This window comes from Synechococcus sp. UW179B (genome assembly GCF_900474245.1).
Lineage (GTDB): Bacteria > Cyanobacteriota > Cyanobacteriia > PCC-6307 > Cyanobiaceae > Synechococcus_C.
In genome coordinates, this window is record NZ_UCNZ01000019.1 from 26,992 (window position 1) to 50,226 (window position 23,235).

A 23,235-nucleotide genomic window follows, 5' to 3' on the forward strand; every position below is an offset into this window, starting at 1 on the left:
TGGGTACAGATGACTCATCGGTTGTGACCCAGTCCTCTCATGCGGTTGCGGCATTTGATCTTGGGGCAGCTCTGCGCCAGGAAGGGCTCACTGAAACGGATTACAGCGAAATTCAGCGGCGTCTTGGACGGGATCCCAACCGTGCTGAGTTGGGCATGTTTGGTGTGATGTGGTCCGAGCATTGCTGTTACCGCAATTCCAGACCCCTGTTGAGTGGCTTCCCCACAGAAGGCCCACGCATCCTTGTCGGTCCTGGAGAAAACGCTGGCGTGGTGGACCTGGGTGAAGGTCACCGCTTGGCGTTCAAGGTGGAAAGCCACAACCACCCATCCGCTGTGGAGCCTTTTCAAGGTGCGGCCACTGGCGTTGGCGGCATCTTGCGTGACATTTTCACGATGGGTGCCAGGCCGATTGCGTTGCTGAACGCCTTGCGCTTTGGACCGCTGGAGGAACCCGCTACCCGTGGATTGGTGGAAGGGGTTGTGGCTGGCATTGCTCACTACGGCAATTGCGTCGGCGTGCCAACCGTGGGTGGAGAGGTGGCATTCGATCCGTCGTATCAGGGCAATCCCTTGGTGAATGCCATGGCCCTGGGCCTGATGGAAACGGATGACATCGTCCGCTCGGGAGCCGCGGGCGTCGGCAATCCCGTGGTGTACGTGGGCAGCACCACCGGCCGGGATGGCATGGGAGGCGCCAGTTTTGCGAGCGCTGAGCTCAGTGCCGATTCACTGGATGATCGCCCGGCTGTTCAGGTGGGCGATCCCTTTCTGGAGAAGGGCTTGATCGAGGCTTGTCTTGAAGCCTTTCAAAGCGGGGATGTGGTTGCTGCTCAGGATATGGGTGCTGCGGGGCTCACCTGTAGTTGTTCGGAGATGGCGGCGAAGGGGGATGTGGGTGTCGAGTTGGATCTCGATCGGGTGCCCGCAAGAGAACACGGCATGACCGCTTATGAATTCCTGCTTTCGGAATCTCAAGAGCGCATGTTGTTCGTGGTGCGTTCGGGTCGAGAGGAGCAGCTGATGCAACGTTTCCGTCGTTGGGGACTCCAGGCAGCGGTGGTTGGTCGCGTTTTGGAGGAGCCAGTGGTGAGGGTGCTGCAGCACGGTGCCGTGGCGGCAGAAGTGCCGGCCCGGGCCTTGGCGGAAGACACCCCGATCAACAAGCACGAGCTGCTGTCCGAGCCCCCAGAGGACATCCAGATGCACTGGACCTGGCGTGAATCAGATCTTCCCAGTCCTGCCATCGATCGCGATTGGAATGCCGATCTGTTGCGTTTGCTCGATGACCCCACGATTGCCAGCAAGCGCTGGATCTATCGCCAATATGACCAGCAGGTGTTGGCCAATACGGTGATTCGAGCCGGTGGTGCGGATGCTGCTGTGGTGCGACTGCGACCTCAACAGGGTGAGGCGTCACTGCAAACGTCTCAGCGTGGCGTTGCGGCCACGCTGGATTGTCCCAATCGCTGGGTGGCCCTTGATCCAGAGCGAGGAGCGATTGCAGCGGTCGCAGAGGCTGCTCGCAATCTCAGCTGTGTGGGAGCCCAGCCGATCGCTGTGACAGACAACCTGAACTTCCCATCTCCAGAAACCCCCAGGGGGTATTGGCAGTTGGCGATGGCATGCCGCGGCCTATCCCATGCCTGTCGCACCTTGGGCACCCCTGTCACCGGCGGCAACGTTTCTCTCTACAACGAAACCAGGGCCGATGATGGCAGTCTTCAGCCCATTCATCCCACGCCTGTGGTGGGCATGGTGGGACTGGTGGAAGATCTCGACTGCTCCGGAGGTTTGGCTTGGCGCCAACCTGGCGATCTTGTGATGCTGCTTGGTGTCTCCACCGACGAGGAGGGGAATGAAGGCCTTGGTTTGGCGGGCAGCAGCTATCAGGGAGTTGTTCATGGGTTGCTGACAGGCCGTCCACCAAGCGTGGATCTGGAGTTGGAGGGGCAAGTTCAGGCCTTGGTGCGTCAGGCATTTGCCCAGGGCGTGTTGGCCTCAGCCCATGACAGCAGCGATGGTGGGCTAGCCGTAGCGCTTGCGGAAAGTGCCCTGGCCTCGGGACTTGGCGTTGATCTCAACCTGCCACAGGGGTCCGCTCGGCTGGATCGTGTTTTGTTTGCTGAGGGTGGAGCACGCATCGTCGTTTCGGTGCGCGCCGAACAGCGCCCGGCTTGGCAAGCCTTAGTGGCTTCTCAAGAGCATCAACATGTTCCTGTGACAGAGATCGGAACCGTTGCCGACCATGGTTGTTTCCGCTTGTCGGTGGGACATCATCCTGTGATTGACCTTGCCGTTGAGTCGCTGCGAGAGCAATACGAACAAGCCATTCCCCGTCGCCTTGGTGCGGTTTGATGCAGAATCTGAACACCCATCCGAAGTCGAGGCGGCCGGTGCATCAGCTCGAGATAGAGCGTCCCGATCGCATGGAAGAAGCCTGCGGCGTTTTCGCTGTTCAGGCCTTGGATCAGCCAGTCGCCAACCTGGTGTATTTCGGTCTTTACGCCCTGCAGCATCGCGGTCAGGAATCTGCTGGCATTGCTGTTTTTAACGAAGGCAAGGTCAGGCTCCACAAGGACATGGGCCTGGTGAGCCAGGTGTTTGATCAGGAGGTGCTCGAGCGCATGCCTGGTGGTTTAGCCGTTGGCCATAACCGTTATTCCACCACTGGGAGCAGCAAGGTTTGCAATGCCCAGCCCGTGGTCCTGATGACCCGTCTCGGCCCCTTTGCGCTGGCGCATAACGGCAATCTCGTGAATGCACCCGAGTTGCGAGCTCAGGTGGATGACGGTGAAGTGGAGTTCACCTCCTCCACGGATTCAGAGTTGATCGCTTACGCGGTTCAGCAGGCTGTGGATGGGGGTTTGGATTGGACTGAGGGGATTAAAGCGGCTGCCTCCCAGTGCCAGGGCGCTTTCAGTTTGGTGATTGGAACGCCAGATGCCCTGTACGGCCTGCGGGATGGTTATGGGATTCGCCCCCTGGTGTATGGCTATCTCGGTGATCAAGACCTTGGACACTGGGTTCTCAGTAGTGAAACCTGTGGGCTCGACATCATTGGCTCTCCGTTCGTTGCTGATGTTGAACCTGGCGAATTAGTGGTGTTCCGTTGTGGGGACCCCACTCCAGAACGGCATCGCTGGATTGAACCCACCACCCGCATGTGCGTTTTTGAAATGATCTATTTCGCGCGCCCTGATAGTCGTTTCTTTGGTGAATCGCTCTACAGCTATCGACAGCGCATCGGCCAGATTCTGGCCCGTGAATCTGCGGTCGAGGCGGATCTCGTGATTGGTGTTCCTGATTCCGGAATTCCAGCTGCGATCGGGTATTCCCAGACCAGTGGTATCCCCTATGCCGATGGACTGATCAAAAACCGCTACGTCGGCAGAACCTTCATCCAGCCCACTCAGGCGATGCGTGAGGCCGGGATTCGCGTGAAGCTCAATCCACTGCCAGATGTTTTAACTGGCAAAAGGGTTTTGGTGATTGATGACTCGATTGTTCGTGGCACCACCAGTAAAAAATTGGTTCAGGCGCTCCGTGATGCAGGCGCCACTGAGGTGCACATGCGGATTAGTTCCCCACCAGTGACCCATCCCTGTTTTTACGGCATCGATACCGATACGCAGGATCAGTTGATCGCCGCTCGACTCACGCTCAAAGAAATCGAAGAGCATCTCAAGGTTGATTCACTTGCCTATCTCAGCAAGGAGGGAATGGTGGAAGCTGCCCATGCCCAGTCAGAACATTTCTGTACGGCCTGCTTCGACGGGGATTACCCGGTTCCGATGGACGCCTCGATCAAGGCGAGCAAATTGATGTTGGAACCAGCAGGGGTGGCGGCAACCAATCTCTAATCACTGTTCTGTTCTGATCAGCTGATTAAGGGCACCAATCGCAGGATGGTTTCGTTGTCTTTCAGCGTGAGCTGATCCTGCTCGTGCACCTTCAGGCGTCCGTGGCGACCGTTGGACGTCACCACACCAATCAGGGAATCGGCGAGGCAAGCTGCTGCAATGCGCTCGCCCCCGTTGTTGGACTCGGAATTCAGTTCCCAGCCCATTTCACCGAGATCGCCCCGTTTGCAGGGGCGGATGGTTGTGAGTTCCAACCAGTGGAGACGGCCTGTTTGACTCGCCAGAAGGATGGTTGTTGGTCGTTCAGCATGCCCCGCGATTGCGGTGACCAGCTGTTCGCCAGGGAGCAATCGCATGGTGATCGGTCCTTGGGCCAACTTGCCCATCAACGGCAGATTTGCTTCCCCTGCTTGCAGACGAAGAATCCTGCCGATATCGCTGATGACGGCGACATCAGCGCCGTCTTGACAGATCAAGGCCGCTTTCAGGCTCACTCCTTCTTTCAGTTTTAAAACGGTCGCGGCTCGCCCCGACAATTCCTGGATGTCCTTGAGCGGAAGCCGTTTGAACCGGCCATCACTGGTTAATAATCCAAGCGATTTCGTCTCATTGGCACTGAGATCCTCTGGATTGGGTAAGGGCAGTAGGGACACCACCACATCACCTTCAAGCGCTGTGGGGAGGAATCGTTCGAGGGTTCCTTGTTGCTGTCCCGCAAATTCCCAGCGCACAAGCGCTACACGACCGCTCACGGTCACAGCCAAAAGTCGTGGTGGAGGCTGGATGGGCAAGCTGATGAGAGCTGGAGAGGGTTCATCCCCCATCGGAGCTGGATCGTTGAGATGCAGGCGTCCCAGCAGCTGTGGACTGATGATTTTTACCTGACCGTCGTCTTGAATCAGCAACCTGGATTCGCTCGGAAGGGCATCCAGGGCTTGGCGCCTCTGTAGTTCGGCATTGGGCCGTTGACTGGCGGCCCGCTCGGCAAGCAGATGGTCACCACCCTCCACCAGCCGGGTGCGCCTTGGCGTTGCAAAGCGTTTTTTGAGCTGGCGCAGTTCCTGGATCAGGGCATCCAGCAATTGGTCACGGTTTTCCAGCAGCAGGGTGAGTCGCTGTCTTTCTTGGCGCAGATCATCCGCCTCCTTGCGCAGGCTTTCCTGTTCCAAGCCTGTGAGCCTGCGCAATGGCATGGCGAGCACGGCATCAGCCTGCCGTTCGCTCAGATCGAAATGCACCATCAAGCTGGCCCGTGCTTTGGCCGCATCTCTGGCTTCTTGGATCATCGCAATCACTTGTTGAAGTGAGGCGAGGGCCGTGGTCAGGCCCTCCACCACTTCCAGCCGATCTTCCGTTTTACGGAGCGCATGGGTGGTACGCCGAATGATCGTGAGCTCTCTGTAATCCAGGAAGGTTTGGAGAAGCTGCCGGAGCGTCAATTGCTGCGGTCGGCCATCGACGAGGGCGAGCAGGATCGCGCCAAAATTGCTTTGCAGTGACGTGCGCCTTTGCAAGTCAGTCAGCACGGTTTCTGGATCGGCATCACGGCGGAGTTCCACCACCACGCGCATCCCTTCCCGGTCGCTTTCATCACGGATATCGGCAATGCCACCAATCTTTCCGTCGTTGACGTGTTCAGCCAGTTTTTCGATCCAGCCGGCCTTGCTGAGTTGGTAGGGGAGCTCGGTCACGACCACAGCGTTCCGCCGATGCTTTCCTTTGCCGGGATGCACTTCCTCGATATGGGCCACGCCGCGCATGGGAATGCTGCCCCGGCCTCTTAAGTAGGTTTCGCGGACGCCGCTTCCAAGAAGCACTTCTCCGCCTGTGGGGAAATCGGGCCCAGGGATCAGCTTTAAGACATCGTCTTCGCTTAGATCGGGGTTTTTAACGAGGGCAATGAGACCGTCCACCACCTCGCCGAGGTTGTGGGGAGGAATGCTGGTGGCCATGCCAACAGCGATACCCGAGCAGCCATTGAGAAGTAAAAACGGAAGCTGGGCAGGGAGAACCGTGGGCTCCTGTTGGGATCCATCAAAGTTGGAGGCAAAATCGACGGTGTCGTCGCCGATTTCATCCAGTAATCCTTCGTGGGAGATCCGCGCTAGTCGGGTTTCTGTGTAGCGCATGGCTGCTGGTGGATCGTCATCCACCGAGCCAAAGTTTCCGTGACCATCAAGCAATGGATGACGGCTGGAAAAGGTTTGGACCAAACGCACAAGGGCGTCATAAACGGCTTGATCTCCATGTGGATGGTACTTACCAAGCACGTCCCCGACGACACGGGCACATTTGCGATAGGGACGATCGGGGGTGAGCCCCAATTCATGCATCGCAAACAGAATTCTGCGTTGGACGGGTTTCAGTCCATCACGCACATCCGGGAGGGCTCTGCCCACGATCACGCTCATCGCGTATTCGAGGTATGAGCGCTGCATCTCGTGATGCAGGGCGATCGATTGAACGCGCTCCTCGGTCATCCTGCAGGGAAATAAGAGGGCAGTCGAGTGTCAGCCTACAGATCTTCTTCTGCTTGACCAGGGTTTTGGTTAGTTGGCGCTTTTGGGATCTGCATTCGCCTCGGCCCGTTCGACGGCGTTTTGAAGGCTGGGATTGTTGAAAAGTTCAGCCGTCGCTCGGCGTAATTTCAGCCCCCATAGTTGTTTTTTTTGGTGGCCTGGCAAAACGTAATTCGGAGATTCGGCAAGAGCTCTTTGAGCGAGCTTCAAGGATTCCTCATCTCCAGGCCTCACTTTGTTTAATGCGGCAGCCAAGGCCAACATCGGCTCTGGGTTGGCATTGATCTTTAAAACGGAACGCCAGCGTCGAATCGCTTCCTTGGTGTTTCCCATTTCAAACAACACCAGGCTTTGGTTGTTTAAGGCTTCCCAGAAACTGGGCTTAATCGACGTGGCGCGCTCAAAAGCCTTCAGGGCCCGCTTTTGATCGGATTGCATCACCCTGGCGTTGCCAAGATCGAAGTAGGCCGTTGCGTTTTTGGGATCCAGACTGAGACCGCGATCCAACAGGGGGATCGCGTCGTCGGGACGGTTGTCGCGCAGCGCTAAGGATGCTTCTGCGAACCAAAGTCCCGCGTTGGTTGGGTTGAGTGATTTCGCCCGTGCCAGGGATCCAGCTGCGTCGTCGAGTTGTTCGCTCCGAAGTTGCGCTTCAGCCAGGACAGACCAAAGCCGTTCGTCGTTGGGTTGTAAACGCACCGCCAAGGCGGCTAAGCGGGCGGCTTCTTTGGGTTGTCCCAGCCTTAGCAACTGCGCTGCAGTGCGACCGATGCCGATCCCAGCCCCTTCTAATTCTTGGGTGCTGGGCGTGAACACATAGGGGATGAGGGCTTTCGCGGGTTCAGCGCTGCACAGACCGATCGCGCTCATCAGGGCGGCTAACACCCACGCTTTGTTGAACGATTGGCTTGAACGCCGATGGGATCCCATCACCGAATCTCAGATGAAGACACAGTAGGTGGATCTACTGACTTTGCTGAGGCGGCATTGCGGCGCCACATCCAAGGTTTGATGCGCCTAAGTGCGGATCCACGCAGCTTCTGATCCCAGGTCGCAGGATCCCACTGCTTCACTTGGGCAGCGCTCAGATCCAACACCCATGGACGCGGCTGCACCTCGGGATCCTGATTCGTTGGGAGCTCCGTTTGGTTAAACGGACAGACGTCCTGGCAAATATCACAGCCAGCCACCCATGGACCCATCCCAGCCTTAATTAAGTCGGGAAGCTGTTCGTCTCGGTTTTCGATTGTGTGATACGCGATGCAGCGCCGTGAATCGACCACGAACGGTTCCCGGATGGCGTCGGTGGGGCACGCGTCCATGCAGGCTCTGCAACGGCCGCAGCGAGGCTCTGCCGGTTGATCCGCCACTAAATCTTCGGTGGTGAGGAGGTGGCCGATCACCATCCAAGACCCTCGTTGTGGATGAATCACGTTGCTGTGTTTGCCAATCCATCCCAAACCAGCCTCTTCTGCCCAGGCCTTATCCAAGAGGGGTTCGGCATCCACGCAAACCCGCCAGCGCGATTCGGGTCTTTCTGATTCAAGCCAGCGACCAATGCGGCGCAGCCTTTGGTTGACGACGCGGTGATAGTCGCGGCCCCATGCATAGCGAGCGATGGCAAGGCTGTTTGGTTGGCGTGATTCGGTGACGTAGTAATTCAGCCCAACGGCCAGCAAGCTCCGAGCTCCATCCAGAAGTGTTCTGGCGTCGAGCCTGCGCGGAGCAGCCATCCAGCCCATTTCCGCTTGAAAACCAGCGTCAAGCCAGCGCTGTAATACTGCTGTCCGCATCTGCAGCCTTGAACTTCCCGGTAAACATGCGATTCCAACAGGATCGAATCCTTCCAGGCGGGCACGCTCCTTGAGAGCCGCACTGAGTTGGGATTGTCCAGTGGAGGACGTCACGGAAGCGGGCCGTAAAATTAATGACCTTTCATCATCGTGACGTGTCCGCATCCCCATCGGGTTCTCAATCCTTACGACTGTCGTTTGTTCTGAGGTGGTTGGGCATCACTCTGGTTGCGCTGCTGGCATTGCAGATGGCTGTGCTGCTGAGTGCAGCTGATTGGGCTGATGGAGTCTTTAAGCAACTGCTCATTGAGCGCTTAGTTAATCAAGCCCCCATGGGGCTGATCGGCCTCTTGCTCATGCTTCTGGGCTCGCGCCTTGACCAACCGGAGACAGCAAGACCTCCCATTCGTTGGTTCGTTTGTGTGATTTCCGGGCTGTTGGCGATTTTGATGATTGTGGTTGTTCCCGTCTCGATCTCAGGCAATCAGAACCTTTCGGGTGAATCGGATCAAACGCTTGAGCAGCAAAAGGGTCAATTGGAGATGGCTCGTCAGCAATCGGCGAATCCTGAGAACGTGAAAATGCTGGGTAACCAGCTCACGCAGGCAGGACAGTTGCCTGCTGATGCCAGTGAGGAAGACAGGGTCAAAGCTGCTCAGGCTTTCATTGATAAGCAGCTGGCGCAGATGGAACAGCAGATCAAGCAGGGGGAACGTCAGCGCAACCTTGCTGTGAATCAGCGTCGTTTTGGCGGCACCTTGAGCGCGGTGATTCTTGCCGTTGCCTTTGTGCTCTTGGCTCTAGGGGCCGTGATCTAATCGATCTGCTGGTTAGGTTGGTGAGATCACGTCAGCCTTCGGCCACAGGCGTTCCTTGGTGCAGTCCAATACAAGACCTGACCTGCCGCTTAGCGCCAGGCTTCAGCAAGATCTGAAAAACGATTTAATCGCTGGGTTGTTGGTGGTCATTCCACTGGCAACCACGATTTGGTTGGCCACCACGGTCAGTCGTTTTGTTCTGGCTTTTCTTACCTCGATTCCCAAGCAGTTCAATCCGTTCATCACCCTTAATCCTCTTCTCCAGGATTTGATCAACCTGGCGCTGGGATTGACGGTTCCGCTTTTTGCGATTTTGTTGATCGGTTTGATGGCGAGGAACATCGTCGGTCGCTGGTTGCTGGAGTTTGGCGAGGAAACCCTGCAACGCATTCCTCTTGCTGGTTCGGTTTACAAAACCCTGAAGCAGCTGCTTGCCACGTTTTTGAGAGATAACTCTCAGCGTTTTCGGCGTGTAGTTTTAGTGGAATATCCCCGCGAGGGCCTTTACAGCGTGGGTTTTGTGACCGGCGTGGTGGGACCTTCCCTCCAAGCTGAGCTCAAGGAACCCCTTCTCAGTGTGTTCATCCCCACAGCACCAAACCCCACAACGGGCTGGTACACCTTGGTTCCCGAAACATCTGTCAAAGATCTGGACATTTCCGTGGAAGATGCGTTCCGAACGATCATTTCCGCTGGCATTGTGAATCCTGATGAGCGTGAAGCTCCTGTGAATCGAAGTTTCTCCAGCCTGATTTCTCAGCTGAGGGGTTCTGTCTCACCGTCGTCGTCCACCACTGGAGCCTGAACTCGACTCGGCCGTATGTCCATGCAGTCCCGATCCCTGTCCCGTGAACTAGCGCTGCTGGTGCTCGGTCAATGCCCTGAGCGGGTGGATCATCCCCCTGATCTCTCCCTGGACACCTTGCTCCAAAAGGCCCTCGATAGCTTGATGCAGCACTGGACTGAAGTCCTGGATTGTTGTGCTGGAGATCTGGAAAAAGCTCAGCAACACTTGCTCGAAAGTGAACTAAAAGATGGCCCCTCCTCCGATCAGAATTCGGTTCGTGCGTCGTTGCAGTCGTCCCTTACGGGGGCCGAACAAGTTCTGAATGGTCTTTCAGCCAGTCTTGAGTTGCCCCGTTTGTTGGCTCTATCCAATCAAGACCAGGTGCGTCGCGAGGCCATGAAACGCGTGACGTTTGTGCTGAAAAAACGCAAAGCCATTGATCAGTTGCTGGATGGTGTGATGGAGGGCTGGCGCCTCACCCGACTACCGCGCATTGATCGCGATATTTTGCGCTTGGCTGTGATTGATCTTTCAGAACTCAATACTCCCGCGGCTGTGGCTTGCAACGAAGCTGTTGAATTAGCCCATCGCTTCAGTGACGAGCAAGGCCGAAAGATGATCAATGGTGTGCTGCGTCGTCTGCAGAACGCCCCCTCACTGGTGTTGTCCTGAAATCATGGTCTACGACTGGTTTAATCGCGGATCCGTTCCTCCTGAAACCCCAGTGGACCCTCCAGTGGATCCAGAGGTTCAACCCGATCAGTCTTCTGCGTCGCAACCAGCAGACGTGCAGGCGGCTGAACCCCAATCGTCTGAGCCGGAAGACGATTCTCTTGAATGGGCCCGCCAGGCCTATGCCCGTTTAAAAGCTCAGAAAGCTGAGGCTGCTGAGGCCGCCAAGACGGCCCAGATCGATTCGACGTCGGAGCAGAACGTGGTGGCTCCTCCAGTGATGGAGCCTCCAGCGGTGATGCCAACAGCTGTTGTCGCTCCTCCAGAAGTTGCTCCTCCAGAAGCCTCTCCTGCCAGCGAAACGTCTTCGGTTGAGCCCCAGGAGCCTCCTGTTGAGACGGTCGAGCCGGCACAACAGGCCCCGGTGGTGGAGCCTGCTTTTGTTCCCGCGCCTACTCCGACCGCACCTACGTCTCCTGCCCCAACTCCTACGCCACCTGCCCAGGCACTGTCTTTCCTTGAACAGGCAGCTGCCCAGCGGGATCAGCGTCAGCAAGAGCTAGAGCAACCCGCTGAGCCTGAACGCGTTCCCGACGTTCCTGCGGCAGCACAAGGACAAGGACAAGGCGCTCCCACAATTGATGAGGATGAACCAAGTCTTGGAGACTTTGACGATGCCTTCACCTGGTCGGCTGAAGTTTTAGCGGCCCAAGGGCGGAGCGCGGAGCAGGTCACCCTCGAGGAGATCGATTGGCTAGGGCGACTGCGCCAAGGCCTGGAGAAAACTCGCCAAGGCTTTGTTACCGGTCTGCTGGAAAACCTGGGCGACGATCCGTTGACCCCAGAGGTGGTTGATGACCTCGAATCCCTTTTGCTGAGGGCTGATGCGGGGGTTCAAGCTACGGATCAGGTGCTAGATGCCCTTCGCCAGCGGATGAACGAACAGGTCGTCGATCCCAGCGAAGGCATTCGCTTTCTGAAGGAACAGCTCCGCGACCTGCTTGATGAGCCGATCAAGGCCAGTGCTGTTGACCTCCTCGCTCCTCAAAGGGATCGGCTGAATGTGTGGCTTTTGGTGGGTGTGAATGGCGTTGGTAAAACCACCACCCTTGGCAAGCTCGCCAATCTTGCTGTTCGCAGTGGGTATTCCGCCTTAATCGCAGCGGCGGATACCTTTCGTGCCGCAGCTGTTCAGCAAGTTCAGGTTTGGGGGGATCGCAGTGATGTGCCAGTTGTGGCCAATCCTTCAGCGAATGCGGATCCTGCTGCGGTGGTGTTTGATGCGATCGGTGCCGCCCGTTCCAAGGGAACTGATTTGGTTCTGGTGGACACGGCCGGGCGTTTGCAGACCAAGCACAACTTGATGGAGGAGCTGGAAAAGATCCGTCGTGTGGTGGATCGTCTTGCTCCCGAAGCTCATGTGGAATCGTTGTTGGTGCTCGATGCCAGTCAGGGCCAGAACGGCTTGAAGCAGGCGATGGCCTTTGCCCGTGCTGCTGGGCTCACAGGTGTGGTGATCACCAAGCTCGATGGCACTGCGAGAGGAGGCGTGGCTCTGGCTGTTGCTTCAGAAGCAAAGTTGCCGATTCGGTTTATTGGCGCTGGTGAGGGGATTCGCGATCTTCGTCCTTTCAATAGTTTTGAATTTGTGGAGGCTCTCTTGGCATCGCGTTGATGCGTTGCACATTGCGGCCTGATCAGGCTGAACTTGCTACGTTGCGCCTTCTGCTGGGTGCGATGGCGTGAGCAGCACACCTTCACCTTCATGGCGACATCCGGCAACGCCTCAACGTGGAATCAACCAATCGTTGACGGCTACAGCCTCGCTACGACAGCTGTTAGAGAGCATGTCGCGGGAGCAGCGTTCCAATCAGGAGCTGCTTGTCTCGCTTGGCTTTGCGTTGCGCAGCTTCAGCAACCTCAACCGCTTTTTGGAGTTGGTGCCGGTGGTCGCTGCCCGGCTTGTCGGGGTTCAGGGTTCCCTGCTGGTTCCTTTTCAGGCTGACGGACGTCTTTGGCGTGAACAGCTGCAGATGCTTCCTGGTCCACGCAGGGAGGGCTTGTTGCGGGCGCTTGCTGCCCATGAGCCTGGCAACGTCGTTGGTTTTGGATCCGACGAAGATCTTGTGCGGGCGATGGATCGCTTGGTCCAGCGACAGCTTGGTAGTGCGGGACTTTTTGCGACTTCGTTGATCGCTCGTGGTCGGCCGAGGGGACGCCTTTACGTGTTCAACCCGTCGAGTCCCCTTGCTTGGAGTGACGTCTATCGCCGCCATGTGCAATTGGTGGCCGATCTCACCGGGGTCGCGATTGAAAATGATTTGATGCTTCAGGAGGCCCGTCGTCATGAACGGGTTGATCGTCAGCTCAGCATCGGAGCGGATATCCAGGCTCAGCTGTTGCCCGATCACTGCCCTGTGATTGAAGGCGTGGATCTTGCGGCGCGTTGCCGGCCGGCTTTTCAAGTTGGCGGTGATTACTACGATTTCATTCCAACCCGGCCAGAACTGATCGGCCGCCGTAGGGAGCGTGGCCGTTGGGCTTTCGTGATGGGGGATGTGATGGGTAAGGGGGTGCCAGCGGGATTATTGATGACCATGCTCCGCGGCATGCTGAGGGCAGAGGTTTTGAGTGGACTGCCGCCCGATCGCATCCTTTATGACCTCAACCAATTAGCGCTGGAGGACTTGTCTCAGTCCCATCGCTTCGTCACGCTCTTTTATTCCGATTTTGATCCACGTACGAGGCGTTTGCGTTACGCCAACGCCGCCCACAACCCACCGTTGATTTGGCGTGCCCAGTCTCGGAAATTGATGCGATTGGATGCCCCCGGGCTCCTGATTGGCCTTCAGCCTGAGGCGGAATATGGCTGTGAATCGCTCGTGCTTGAGCCTGGTGACGTTCTTCTTTATTACACAGACGGAGTCACTGAAGCCCCTGGGATCACAGGTGATCGCTTTGATGAGGCGCGCTTGATGCGCTCACTTGAGCAAGCCTGTCGATCGGGAACTGGATCCCAAGGGATTCTTGATCACTTGTTCACTCGGCTCGATCGGTTTGTGGGACCCACCCGTCAGTTGGATGACGATGCCTCGATGGTGGTGCTCAAGGTCAAAGAGGAGATCATGCTGCCGTCTGTCCCCCGGTCTTTGGCCTGACAAGCTGATGACAAGCGCAGAGGAGAGTGACATGGCAGGGGGGGTGACGGGTGGAGGCTCCGCAACCTGGAGTGACCGGTTTGAGCAGGGCTTGCATCCGGCGATTGAACGTTTTAATGCGTCGATTGGCTTTGATATCACCCTTCTCCAGGAAGATCTGGATGGGTCGATCGCCCATGCCCGCATGCTTGCTCAGTGCGGTGTGATCCAGGAAGAGGAGGCCAATCAACTTGTGGCTGGTCTTGAACAAGTCCGCCAGGAAGCGGCATCAGGACAGTTTCAGCCAGGGCTCGCTGATGAAGATGTGCACTTCGCTGTTGAGCGACGTCTGATTGCTTTGCTTGGCCCGGTTGGCAAGAAATTGCACACCGGTCGGAGTCGTAACGACCAGGTGGGGACCGATTTGCGGCTTTGGCTCAGGCGTCGTTTGGATGAGCTTGAACAGCATTTGCTCGGTTTTCAGCGTGCCTTGCTTGACCAGGCCAACCTTCACAGCAACACCCTGATTCCTGGCTACACACATCTGCAGCGTGCCCAGCCTCTTTGCCTCGCTCACCATCTTCTTGCTTACGTGGAGATGGTGGAGAGGGATCGACAGCGGATGGCGGACTTGCGCAAACGGCTGAATCTCTCCCCTTTGGGTGCCGCAGCTTTGGCGGGCACTCCGGTACCGATCGATCGCAGGAGCACCGCCTCGGCCCTTGGCTTCGATGGCATCTATGCCAACAGCTTGGATGCGGTGAGTGATCGTGATTTCACGGTGGAATTTTCGGCCGCGGCCTCACTGGTGATGGTGCATCTCAGTCGTCTTGCTGAGGAGGTGATTTTTTGGGCGTCAGAGGAATGTGGCTTTGTACGACTCACCGATCGCTGTGCAACGGGCAGCAGCTTGATGCCGCAGAAAAAAAACCCTGATGTTCCTGAATTGGTGCGTGGCAAATGCGGGCGGGTGTTCGGCCACTTACAAGGCCTGCTGACGATGATTAAGGGCTTGCCACTGGCCTACAACAAAGATTTTCAGGAGGACAAAGAGGCGCTGTTTGATGTGGTGGCGACCACATCGCAATGCCTTGAGGCGATGACGATTTTGCTTCAGGAAGGCTTGAGTTTCAGGACCGAACGCCTTGAGGCGGCTGTTGCTGCGGACTATTCAAATGCCACGGATGTGGCCGACTATCTCGTGGCGAAGCAGGTTCCTTTTCGAGAGGCCTATCAATTGGTTGGTGCTGTCGTGAAACATTGCCTTCAGGAAGGCGTGCTGCTTCGCGAACTGACGCTGGAGCGTTGGCAGCAGTTTCACCCTGCGATCGAGGCTGATTTGTTTGAGGCGTTAACACCTCGCAATGTGGTGGCAGCTCGAACCAGCGAAGGCGGAACAGGTTTCGACCGCGTCAACGAACAGCTGGCGATTTGGAACAAACGATTTGGGCTTGCGAATTAGGTTGTTTGATTGGTGATCATTCGGCTGAGATCGGACTACGCTTAAGGAGCCAGAGATTCAATGATCTTCTTTAGGTCCATGAATTTTGGCCCTTTGATCCCATTGGCCCCTCTTAACTTCGGTCCATCAGATAAGTGAGCATTTTTGTCGGCAATCTTCCGTTCCGCGCTGAGCAGGAAGACATCATTGAATTGTTTTCCACCTATGGAGAGGTCACGAATTGTGCCCTCCCTCTAGAGCGCGACACCGGTCGCAAACGTGGCTTTGCCTTTGTCGAAATGAGCGACGAAGCGGCCGAAGCATCTGCCATCGAGGCGCTTCAAGGTGCTGAATTGATGGGTCGTCCCCTGCGCATCAACAAAGCTGAGCCCCGTGGCAGTGCCCCCCGTCGCGATTTTGGCGGCGGTGGCGGCGGCGGCAACTACGGCGGTGGCGGCGGTGGCAACTACGGCGGTGGTGGCGGTGGCAACTACGGCGGTGGCGGCGGTGGCAACTACGGCGGTGGCGGCGGTGGCAACTACGGCGGTGGTGGCGGTGGTGAGCGTCGCTCTGGTGCGAGTGGCTGGGAAGATCGCAGCTACGGCAGTGGAGCTCCTCCAGCTGGCGGCAGTGCCTACGACGATGGCCGTACCCGTCGTCGCCGTGGTGGAGCTGACGACAACAGTGGATATGGCGGCGCCGAAGGCTGACCTCTCTATCAGGCCTGCTCAGTGCCCGGCATCAAGCAGCTGCTGAGCAGCTTCCTCAATGATTTCAATCCCAGCACCAGCTTTTTGAGCTTTGGTGCTGAGGTTGTTACGCCAATGCCTTGCTCCCGGGACTGCTTCCACAACCTGGACGAGATGCCGGCACAGATCCCAAAGCCTTCCTCCTCGCTGAAGGTGACGTTCGGCATGGGGAATCAGCCCAAGCACGACATCGGAGGCCAACACTTGGCGAGGCGCTGCGCCGTAGATCAAGCTGTCGATGTCGCGCCAGCGCAGTGGGTGGGCATAGGCAGCCCGCCCGACCATCGCCCCATCGCAGTGCTTTAAGGCCTTGAGGCAATCCTCAGGGGTGTCGAGGCCACCATTCAATTCAATGGTGAGACCGGGTCTGGATTCCTTTAAAGCGATCACGCGATCATGCTGAAGAGCAGGAATCGTGCGGTTTTGTTTGGGATCTAATCCTTCCAGCCATGCTTTGCGGGCATGGACGGAAAAGCGCAAGGCTCCGGCTTCAGCCACTTGGTCAACAAACTGTCTGAGCAGGTCATCACTGTCGAGATCATCAATACCCACGCGATGTTTCACGGTGACGGGGAGGGATGAGGCCGCCACCATCGCTTCCACACAACGCGCCACGGTCTGCGGTTCTGCCATCAAACAAGCCCCAAAATTCCCGGCTTGCACCCTTGGACTCGGGCAGCCCACATTGAGGTTGATCTCGTCGTACCCCCAATCGGCTGCCATCCGTGTGGCGTCGGCCAGTAAGGCAGGATCGTCGCCCCCCACCTGTAGCGCTAGGGGATGTTCTTCGGCGTCAAAGTCCAGCAGCCGTTCGCGGCGCTTGCTGTGGTGGAGAGCTTGCGCCACCACCATTTCGCTGTAAAGCAGGCATTGTTTGCTGATCTGGCGCATCAGCATGCGGAAATGTCGATCCGTGCAATCCAGCATGGGCGCCACACTGAAGCGCCAGGCGGGTTCCCGATCGGGGTTCAGTGGGGAATCCATTCCTCCATGCTGCCTCGCTTCCTGCCCTTGTCGCTTTAGAAAGAAGGCAAAATTTCAACACCCTGCAGATGACGACTTCGATCCAGCCTTGGTTGTTGAGCCGACGTTCGATGCTTTTGGCCTCGATCGCCGGGATGGTGGGCGTTTTGAGAGCTCCGGATCAAGTGTTGGCTGCCTCCAAGGCCGGCGAGGCGGCATGGGATCTCAGCGATGGGGAATGGAAAAAGCGTCTGTCTCCTGAGGCTTATCAGGTGTTGCGTCAGGAAGGCACTGAACGCCCCTTCACCAGTCCTTTTAATAACGAAAAACGAGAAGGCACGTACCACTGCGCCGGCTGCGACCTGCCCTTGTTTGCTTCCACCGCCAAGTTTGATAGCGGTACCGGATGGCCGAGTTTTTGGGAGCCCCTTCCGGGCGGTGTAGACACAAAAGTAGATTTCAAATTAATTCTTCCTCGCACTGAATATCACTGCAGCCGCTGCGGTGGGCATCAGGGCCATGTTTTCAATGACGGTCCCCGACCGACGGGCAAGCGCTACTGCAACAACGGAGTCGCCCTGCGTTTCCAGCCAATGGCATGACCTGATCGTGATCGGAGGTGGGCCTGCCGGCTTTATGGCAGCGATCACCGCCGCCGAACGGGGGGTTCGTGATGTTCTGATCTTGGAGGCGACCCCAGAGGTGCTCACAAAAGTGCGCATCAGCGGTGGCGGTCGTTGCAACGTCACCCACGCTTGCTGGGATCCCATGGAGTTGGTGGGTCACTACCCCCGGGGAAGCAAACCCTTGCGGGGTCCCTTTAGCCAGTTTGCGTGCGGAGATTCGATCGCTTGGTTCGATGAGCACGGACTCACGCTTGTGGAAGAGTCCGATGGACGCATGTTTCCTGAGCAGAATCGCTCTGAGGCGGTGGTGGAGTGCCTGAGGCGGGCCGCATTAGCGGCAGGAGTGAAGATTTACTGCGGTTCTGCTGTGCGTCAACTCAGCTGCTCGAAGGCAGGTGGGTTTCAACTTTCCGATCATCGCTCTGTCCTTCATCACGCCAAGCGGGTGTTGCTAGCCAGTGGGGGCCATCCCAGTGGGAGACGTCTTGCTCAGGATTTAGGTCACACGATTGTGCCGCCGGTGCCGTCGCTGTTCAGCTTGAGATTGCAGGCTTCTGCTTTAACCGCATGCAGCGGCATTGCCCTGGATGACGTGAGCTTGGATTTAAAGGTTGGTGAGCAGCGCTTTCGTCAGACGGGCCGGGTGCTGATCACCCATCGGGGTGTGAGTGGGCCTGCGGTATTGCGGCTCACCGCGTTTGCAGCGCGGGCCCTCCATGCCAGTCGTTACCAGGGTGAGTTGCGGGTGGATTGGAGCGGCGGATTGGGTCGTGAGCGTGTTCAGCAGAAGTTGCAGCAGGCGCGCCTTGACCAGGCGCGTCGCACGGTGGTGGCTGCCAAGCCGTTTGAGTATTTGCCACGGCGTCTTTGGCTTGCCTTTTCGAGCCAGGCGGGAGTATCAGCAGAACAGCGTTGGGCGGATCTTCCAGCGAAGGCGGAACGACAGTTGGTGGAAACGCTTTGCGCGCAGCGATTATCGATTCAGGGCCGCGGCCCATTTGGGGAAGAATTTGTGACCGCGGGTGGCGTCGATCTGGGTGAGGTGAACTTGGCGACCATGGAAAGTCGGCGCTGTGCTGGGTTGTACTTAGCGGGTGAATTACTGGACGTGGATGGGGTCACTGGCGGCTTTAATTTCCAGGCCTGTTGGAGCGGCGGCTGGCTTGCGGGTGTGGCGATTGCAGAAGCGATTGCTTCTACTTGATGAGATAACAAAAAAAGCCCTGCTCAAGCAGAGCCATTGGCTCGATGATTGCTGCCTTGCTCAGATCAATGTCGGAGCTGTTGAGGATTCGGTGACGTTCAGAACGGAGAATAATTCACCCCAAACATCAGAGAGTTGTTCAGCGGAGCGCCACCCGGTGCCGGAGGAGACTAAGCCGGTGTTGTCGGTGGTCCAAACTTTGAATTGATTTTCTCGTGCAGTGTCATCAGCCCCTTCGAGGAGAACGTTGAAGTTTCCAGATTCATCTCCTGCACTGACGGCTTGTGTGGCATCCCAGTTGGGGATTCGTGTTGTGGAGAAAGTGCGTGTGCTGCCGTCGGAGCGTTCTTTAGTCAGGGTGAGTGGATCGCCGTTGTTGAAGAGGGTGTAGACGGAGCGGTTATCAACAAGACCGTCGGAATCTGTATCCACCGCGTTGGGAATGCCGGTGATGGAGTCTTGATTGAGATCTCGCTCGAAGACTGATTCCCAACCATTTTGAGCGAGTTGTTCAGCGGAGCGCCACCCGGTGCCGGAGGAGACTAAGCCGGTGTTGTCGGTGGTCCAAACTTTGAATTGATTTTCTCGTGCAGTGTCATCAGCCCCTTCGAGGAGAACGTTGAAGTTTCCAGATTCATCTCCTGCACTGACGGCTTGTGTGGCATCCCAGTTGGGGATTCGTGTTGTGGAGAAAGTGCGTGTGCTGCCGTCGGAGCGTTCTTTAGTCAGGGTGAGTGGATCGCCGTTGTTGAAGAGGGTGTAGACGGAGCGGTTATCAACAAGACCGTTGTTGTCGCTGTCGATTGAAGTGGGAACATCTGGGTTGTCGCTAGAGACAGAAATCGTCCCAGCAAAGTTGTCGGGTAAAGCGTTGATGTATACCGAGTCAACACCATCGGTGATGCCTAAGGCGCTATATGGAGTAAAGGTATCGCTAGTGCTTTCCTCTAGGATGAAAGTAAAGGTTCGATTACCAACTTCTCCTCCAGAAACAAAAGCATAAGCATTTTCATTGGCATAAATCCCTAGAGCGAATCCTTCTCCAAGTAGTGGAGATTCACCCGTTTCTGGATCGTAATTATTGTAATCGCGAATCTCTTCTGTTTCTAGATAAAGAGTGTCTCCATCAGTATCTTGGGCTAAAGCAGTGAGCTGACTTTCGTTGAATCTGTATTCAATTCCAGCTGTGAGTTGCCCATCAAATACTTCGCTCTCCCAGTTGAACCGACTAAGCGGATTAATTATTGTTGGTGCTTGATTCTCTAGAAGTGGTCCGCCAGTACTAACAGACAGTGTCCCAGCAAAGTTGTCGGGTAAAGCGTTGATGTATACCGAGTCAACACCATCGGTGATGCCTAAGGCGCTATATGGAGTAAAGGTATCGCTAGTGCTTTCCTCTAGGATGAAAGTAAAGGTTCGATTACCAACTTCTCCTCCAGAAACAAAAGCATAAGCATTTTCATTGGCATAAATCCCTAGAGCGAATCCTTCTCCAAGTAGTGGAGATTCACCCGTTTCTGGATCGTAATTATTGTAATCGCGAATCTCTTGGGTTTCAAGATAAAGTGTGTCTCCATCAGCATCTTGCGTTAAAGCAGTAAGTTGATTTTCGTTAAATGTATATTCAACACCAGCAGTTAATTGTCCGTTAAATACCTCCGTCTCCCAATTAAATTTACTAAACTGATCAGTTACATTTGGGGCTTGATTCTTTAGGATTAGTTCGCCTGAGTCAACGGTTAGTGTGCCTGCAAAGTTGTCGGGTAAAGCGTTGATGTATACCGAGTCAACACCATCGGTGATGCCTAAGGCGCTATATGGAGTAAAGGTATCGCTAGTGCTTTCCTCTAGGATGAAAGTAAAGGTTCGATTACCAACTTCTCCTCCAGAAACAAAAGCATAAGCATTTTCATTGGCATAAATCCCTAGAGCGAATCCTTCTCCAAGTAGTGGAGATTCACCCGTTTCTGGATCGTAATTATTGTAATCGCGAATCTCTTGGGTTTCAAGATAAAGTGTGTCTCCATCAGCATCTTGCGTTAAAGCAGTAAGTTGATTTTCGTTAAATGTATATTCAACACCAGCAGTTAATTGTCCGTTAAATACCTCCGTCTCCCAATTAAATTTACTAAACTGATCAGTTACATTTGGGGCTTGATTGGCCATTTTGTTTATTCTTTATTGAATTTATATTAGAAATTTAGCGCGAATAGGTATTTTTACTATTAATTTGAGAAAAGAGTCTGCTGAGAGATTCCTGAGTGTGCAATCTTCTTGTACTGTTCTACTTAATCTGATCAAACACCGTAAACATCGGTAGGTACATCGCCAGTAGGATCGAACCCACGATTCCTCCAACAACAACAATCATTGCTGGCTCCAACATTGAGGTGAGTGCCTTCACGGATGTTGCGACTTCGTCTTCATAAAAGTCGGCCACTTTGCTCAGCATCCGGTCCATTTCACCAGTTTCCTCACCAATGGAGAGCATGCTCAGTGCCATGTCTGGTAGGACTTTCTGACGTGTGAGTGCTGTGCTTAGTAAGACACCCTCTTGTACAAGAGTGCGTGATCCGAGAATCGCGTCAGAGATGATCGAGTTTCCAGCGGTTTCACTGGAGATCTCCAGCGACATCAGGATTGGAACACCAGCGCGGGTCAGTGAGCTAAAGATTCTGCAAAACTGAGCGGTGGCTGTTTTCATGATGAGATCACCAAACAACGGTAGCTTCAGCATTAATTTGTCGAGAACTCTGCGGCCTTTTTGGGTATTGTAGTAACGGCCAATCATCCAGGCTCCCACTAACAAAACACCAGCGAAAACTAGGGATGCCGATGAACGAAGCAAGGCGCTTAAATCCACCATCAATTGCGTAAATAATGGTAATTCGGCTCCTAGGTCTTCAAAAATTCCGGCAAAGGTAGGAATCAAAAAGATCGTCATTCCTAAAAACACCAAAATGGCGATCACCAACACCGCAACGGGGTAACCCAATGCCCCTTTGATTTGGTTTTGGAGTCTGGCGTTGTCTTCCAACAGCTTGGCGAGGCGTTTGAGAGATTCATCCAGAACACCACCGGCTTCCCCTGCCTCCACCATGGCAATGGTGAGCTGATCAAACACCTTGGGCCATCGCCGCATCGCTGCTGCCATCGCCGTGCCCTGATTCACCTCGAGTCCCACGCTGGTGAGAGCTTTTTTAAACATTGGCAGCTTTTGCTGCGTGGCCATGAGATCGAGGCTGCGCACAATCGGCACCCCTGCATCCACGAGTGCGGCCAGCTTGCTGGCCCAAATGGCCTTTTCTTTGACCCCGGGTGGTTTCTGGAACGCTTCGCCTAGATCCATTGACAGCCAACCGGCTGACGAGCTCCCTCCTGCGGTTTTGGACTCGCCCTTGGCTTTGTCTTTTCCTCTGTATGCCTCTTGGCGCAGCTCTTCCGCTTTAATTCCTCGCCGCCGTAGCTGACGACGGGCCGACACAGCATCATTTGCTTTGACCGTGACCGTGCGCGGTTGGCCTGTGGCTGAGGTGTAGGTAGCGGTGAAAGAAGCCATGCCCTGAATGACCGATTTAGTTGTTCATCAGGCGTTCCAGCTCAGAGGGTTTGCTGGCTTTGCTGTGACCTTCATCAAGGCTGATCTCTCCCTGCTCAATCAGATCGGCAAGGGCTCTCTCCAGGGTTTGCATGCCGCGTTCTCCGCCGGTTTGAATTTGGGAATACAGCTGGGCTGTTTTGCCTTCACGGATCAAATTGGCGATGGCTGGGGTGTTGATCATGATTTCTTGAGCCATCACGCGACCGAACTGCCCAGGAGCTGGGTTTTGGCGTTTGCAGAGCGTTTGAGAGAACACAGCAGCCAGGCTTCCTGAGAGTTGCACGCGGATTTGGGTTTGCTGGCCAGGTGGAAACACATCCACCATCCGATCCACGGTCTGCGCCGCAGAACTGGTGTGCAGGGTTCCAAACACCAAATGCCCGGTTTCAGCAGCGCTGATCGCTAGTTGAATCGTTTCGAGATCGCGCATTTCACCCACCAAGATCACGTCTGGGTCTTCGCGCAATGCAGCGCGCAGAGCATTGGCAAAACTGCGCGTGTCTTCATTGAGTTGGCGTTGATGCACCAAGCTCAGATCACTGTTGTACACAAATTCGATCGGGTCTTCGATGGTGAGGATGTGCTCAGCCCTCGTGTGGTTGATGTGATCGAGCAGCGCTGCGAGGGTGGTGGTTTTGCCTGAGCCAGTTGGACCTGTGACCAAGACAAGACCTCGGGGGCGTTTGCTGGTTTCCACCACGACGGGAGGCAGATTCAGCAACTCAACGCTGGGGATTTTGCTGCCAAGAGCACGCAAGCAGGCGGCATAGCTGCCTTTCTGCCGGTACACATTCACGCGAAAGCGAGCGACCCCTTTCAATCCATACGCGCAATCCAGCTCCCACGTTTGTTCCAGCGTTTAGCGTTTTGCGTTGGCTGTTGTTCAGCATGGAGAAGATCAGGCGGTTGCAACCTTCTTCAGAGAGTGGTTCCTCCTGCATCGGTCGCAGTTCGCCACTGAACCGGCCGTAGGGCGGCTGTCCGCTGGCGATGTGGAGGTCGCTTCCGCCTCCATTCACCAGCTGTTCCATCAGGTCTTCGATCATTTGTTCCATGCTCGGAG

At 55.8% G+C, this 23,235-nt stretch carries 17 protein-coding genes and 1 pseudogene; 11 read left to right on the forward strand and 7 right to left on the reverse strand.

Translation table 11 applies throughout. The annotated features are described in order from the left end of the window. Positions 1–23 precede the first annotated feature (23 nt). Together purL and purF are read left to right on the forward strand one after the other, a co-directional pair. Complete coding sequence (gene purL, locus DXY38_RS07545; protein ID WP_115071118.1) at positions 24–2,357, forward strand: phosphoribosylformylglycinamidine synthase subunit PurL; 2,334 nt, start codon at positions 24–26, stop codon at positions 2,355–2,357. Then, entirely contained in the window at positions 2,357–3,862 is a 1,506-nt protein-coding gene (gene purF, locus DXY38_RS07550) for an amidophosphoribosyltransferase (RefSeq protein WP_115071119.1), read from the forward strand. Before purL ends, purF begins: the two co-directional genes overlap by 1 nt. Before the next feature lie 17 nt (positions 3,863–3,879). Here purF and DXY38_RS07555 read toward each other — a convergent pair whose 3' ends face one another. From DXY38_RS07555 to queG, 3 genes are all read right to left on the reverse strand, one after another. Beyond that, positions 3,880–6,342 carry a DNA topoisomerase (ATP-hydrolyzing) subunit A gene (locus DXY38_RS07555; protein ID WP_115071120.1) on the reverse strand — a complete coding sequence of 821 codons (2,463 nt, stop codon included), beginning with the start codon at positions 6,340–6,342 and terminating at the stop codon, positions 3,880–3,882. A gap of 69 nt (positions 6,343–6,411) precedes the next feature. Further along, positions 6,412–7,311, reverse strand: coding sequence for a tetratricopeptide repeat protein (locus DXY38_RS07560; RefSeq protein ID WP_115071121.1), 900 nt, complete (start codon positions 7,309–7,311; stop codon positions 6,412–6,414). After that, complete coding sequence (gene queG / locus DXY38_RS07565; RefSeq protein WP_115071122.1) at positions 7,311–8,288, reverse strand: tRNA epoxyqueuosine(34) reductase QueG; 978 nt, start codon at positions 8,286–8,288, stop codon at positions 7,311–7,313. The genes DXY38_RS07560 and queG overlap by 1 nt, the downstream gene beginning before the upstream one ends. A 41-nt stretch (positions 8,289–8,329) precedes the next feature. Here queG and DXY38_RS07570 point away from each other — a divergent pair, with 41 nt between their 5' ends. The 7 genes from DXY38_RS07570 to DXY38_RS07600 all read left to right on the forward strand — a co-directional run bounded on the left by DXY38_RS07570 (position 8,330) and on the right by DXY38_RS07600 (position 15,739). After that, on the forward strand, positions 8,330–8,992 hold the full coding sequence (locus tag DXY38_RS07570; protein WP_038014950.1) for an HpsJ family protein: 663 nt from the start codon (positions 8,330–8,332) through the stop codon (positions 8,990–8,992). Between the two features lie 55 nt (positions 8,993–9,047). Continuing rightward, positions 9,048–9,797: a DUF502 domain-containing protein gene (locus tag DXY38_RS07575; RefSeq protein WP_038014953.1), complete on the forward strand. Its 750-nt coding sequence runs from the start codon at positions 9,048–9,050 to the stop codon at positions 9,795–9,797. Positions 9,798–9,818: 21 nt separating this feature from the next. Beyond that, complete coding sequence (gene nusB, locus DXY38_RS07580; RefSeq protein WP_115071123.1) at positions 9,819–10,451, forward strand: transcription antitermination factor NusB; 633 nt, start codon at positions 9,819–9,821, stop codon at positions 10,449–10,451. Positions 10,452–10,455: 4 nt separating this feature from the next. Next, positions 10,456–12,126, forward strand: coding sequence for a signal recognition particle-docking protein FtsY (gene ftsY / locus DXY38_RS07585; protein WP_115071124.1), 1,671 nt, complete (start codon positions 10,456–10,458; stop codon positions 12,124–12,126). A gap of 172 nt (positions 12,127–12,298) precedes the next feature. Further along, complete coding sequence (locus DXY38_RS07590) at positions 12,299–13,609, forward strand: PP2C family protein-serine/threonine phosphatase (protein WP_244279062.1); 1,311 nt, start codon at positions 12,299–12,301, stop codon at positions 13,607–13,609. Positions 13,610–13,640: 31 nt separating this feature from the next. Beyond that, complete coding sequence (gene argH / locus DXY38_RS07595) at positions 13,641–15,050, forward strand: argininosuccinate lyase (RefSeq protein WP_115071126.1); 1,410 nt, start codon at positions 13,641–13,643, stop codon at positions 15,048–15,050. A 134-nt stretch (positions 15,051–15,184) separates the two neighbouring features. Further along, positions 15,185–15,739, forward strand: a complete 555-nt coding sequence (locus DXY38_RS07600) for an RNA-binding protein (protein WP_115071127.1) — start codon at positions 15,185–15,187, stop codon at positions 15,737–15,739. Between the two features lie 18 nt (positions 15,740–15,757). Here DXY38_RS07600 and dusA read toward each other — a convergent pair whose 3' ends face one another. Next, positions 15,758–16,762 carry a tRNA dihydrouridine(20/20a) synthase DusA gene (dusA, locus tag DXY38_RS07605; protein WP_115071128.1) on the reverse strand — a complete coding sequence of 335 codons (1,005 nt, stop codon included), beginning with the start codon at positions 16,760–16,762 and terminating at the stop codon, positions 15,758–15,760. A 68-nt stretch (positions 16,763–16,830) separates the two neighbouring features. On the opposite strand from dusA, the gene msrB reads away from it, so the two are divergent. Further along, positions 16,831–17,343, forward strand: coding sequence for a peptide-methionine (R)-S-oxide reductase MsrB (msrB, locus tag DXY38_RS07610; protein WP_115071129.1), 513 nt, complete (start codon positions 16,831–16,833; stop codon positions 17,341–17,343). After that, on the forward strand, positions 17,270–18,571 hold the full coding sequence (locus DXY38_RS07615; RefSeq protein ID WP_170952890.1) for an NAD(P)/FAD-dependent oxidoreductase: 1,302 nt from the start codon (positions 17,270–17,272) through the stop codon (positions 18,569–18,571). Before msrB ends, DXY38_RS07615 begins: the two co-directional genes overlap by 74 nt. A 60-nt stretch (positions 18,572–18,631) precedes the next feature. Here the strand turns inward: DXY38_RS07615 and DXY38_RS07620 are convergent, their stop codons facing one another. The 3 genes and pseudogenes from DXY38_RS07620 to DXY38_RS07630 form a co-directional block, all read right to left on the reverse strand. Further along, positions 18,632–20,737, reverse strand: a complete 2,106-nt coding sequence (locus DXY38_RS07620) for a hypothetical protein (RefSeq protein WP_115071130.1) — start codon at positions 20,735–20,737, stop codon at positions 18,632–18,634. A gap of 118 nt (positions 20,738–20,855) precedes the next feature. Further along, positions 20,856–22,130 carry a type II secretion system F family protein gene (locus DXY38_RS07625; protein ID WP_115071131.1) on the reverse strand — a complete coding sequence of 425 codons (1,275 nt, stop codon included), beginning with the start codon at positions 22,128–22,130 and terminating at the stop codon, positions 20,856–20,858. 16 nt (positions 22,131–22,146) lie between these two features. Then, positions 22,147–23,227 (reverse strand): annotated as a pseudogene (locus tag DXY38_RS07630) (type IV pilus twitching motility protein PilT). Positions 23,228–23,235 lie beyond the last annotated feature (8 nt).

Coding starts and splice junctions, on each gene's coding strand:
- purF (WP_115071119.1), top strand. CDS start 2,357: ATGCAGAATCTGAACACCCATCCGAAGTCGAGGCGGCCGGTGCATCAG.
- DXY38_RS07555 (WP_115071120.1), bottom strand. CDS start 6,342: ATGACCGAGGAGCGCGTTCAATCGATCGCCCTGCATCACGAGATGCAG.
- DXY38_RS07560 (WP_115071121.1), bottom strand. CDS start 7,311: ATGGGATCCCATCGGCGTTCAAGCCAATCGTTCAACAAAGCGTGGGTG.
- nusB (WP_115071123.1), top strand. CDS start 9,819: ATGCAGTCCCGATCCCTGTCCCGTGAACTAGCGCTGCTGGTGCTCGGT.
- ftsY (WP_115071124.1), top strand. CDS start 10,456: ATGGTCTACGACTGGTTTAATCGCGGATCCGTTCCTCCTGAAACCCCA.
- DXY38_RS07590 (WP_244279062.1), top strand. CDS start 12,299: ATGTCGCGGGAGCAGCGTTCCAATCAGGAGCTGCTTGTCTCGCTTGGC.
- argH (WP_115071126.1), top strand. CDS start 13,641: ATGGCAGGGGGGGTGACGGGTGGAGGCTCCGCAACCTGGAGTGACCGG.
- dusA (WP_115071128.1), bottom strand. CDS start 16,762: ATGGATTCCCCACTGAACCCCGATCGGGAACCCGCCTGGCGCTTCAGT.
- msrB (WP_115071129.1), top strand. CDS start 16,831: ATGACGACTTCGATCCAGCCTTGGTTGTTGAGCCGACGTTCGATGCTT.
- DXY38_RS07615 (WP_170952890.1), top strand. CDS start 17,270: ATGACGGTCCCCGACCGACGGGCAAGCGCTACTGCAACAACGGAGTCG.
- DXY38_RS07620 (WP_115071130.1), bottom strand. CDS start 20,737: ATGGCCAATCAAGCCCCAAATGTAACTGATCAGTTTAGTAAATTTAAT.
- DXY38_RS07625 (WP_115071131.1), bottom strand. CDS start 22,130: ATGGCTTCTTTCACCGCTACCTACACCTCAGCCACAGGCCAACCGCGC.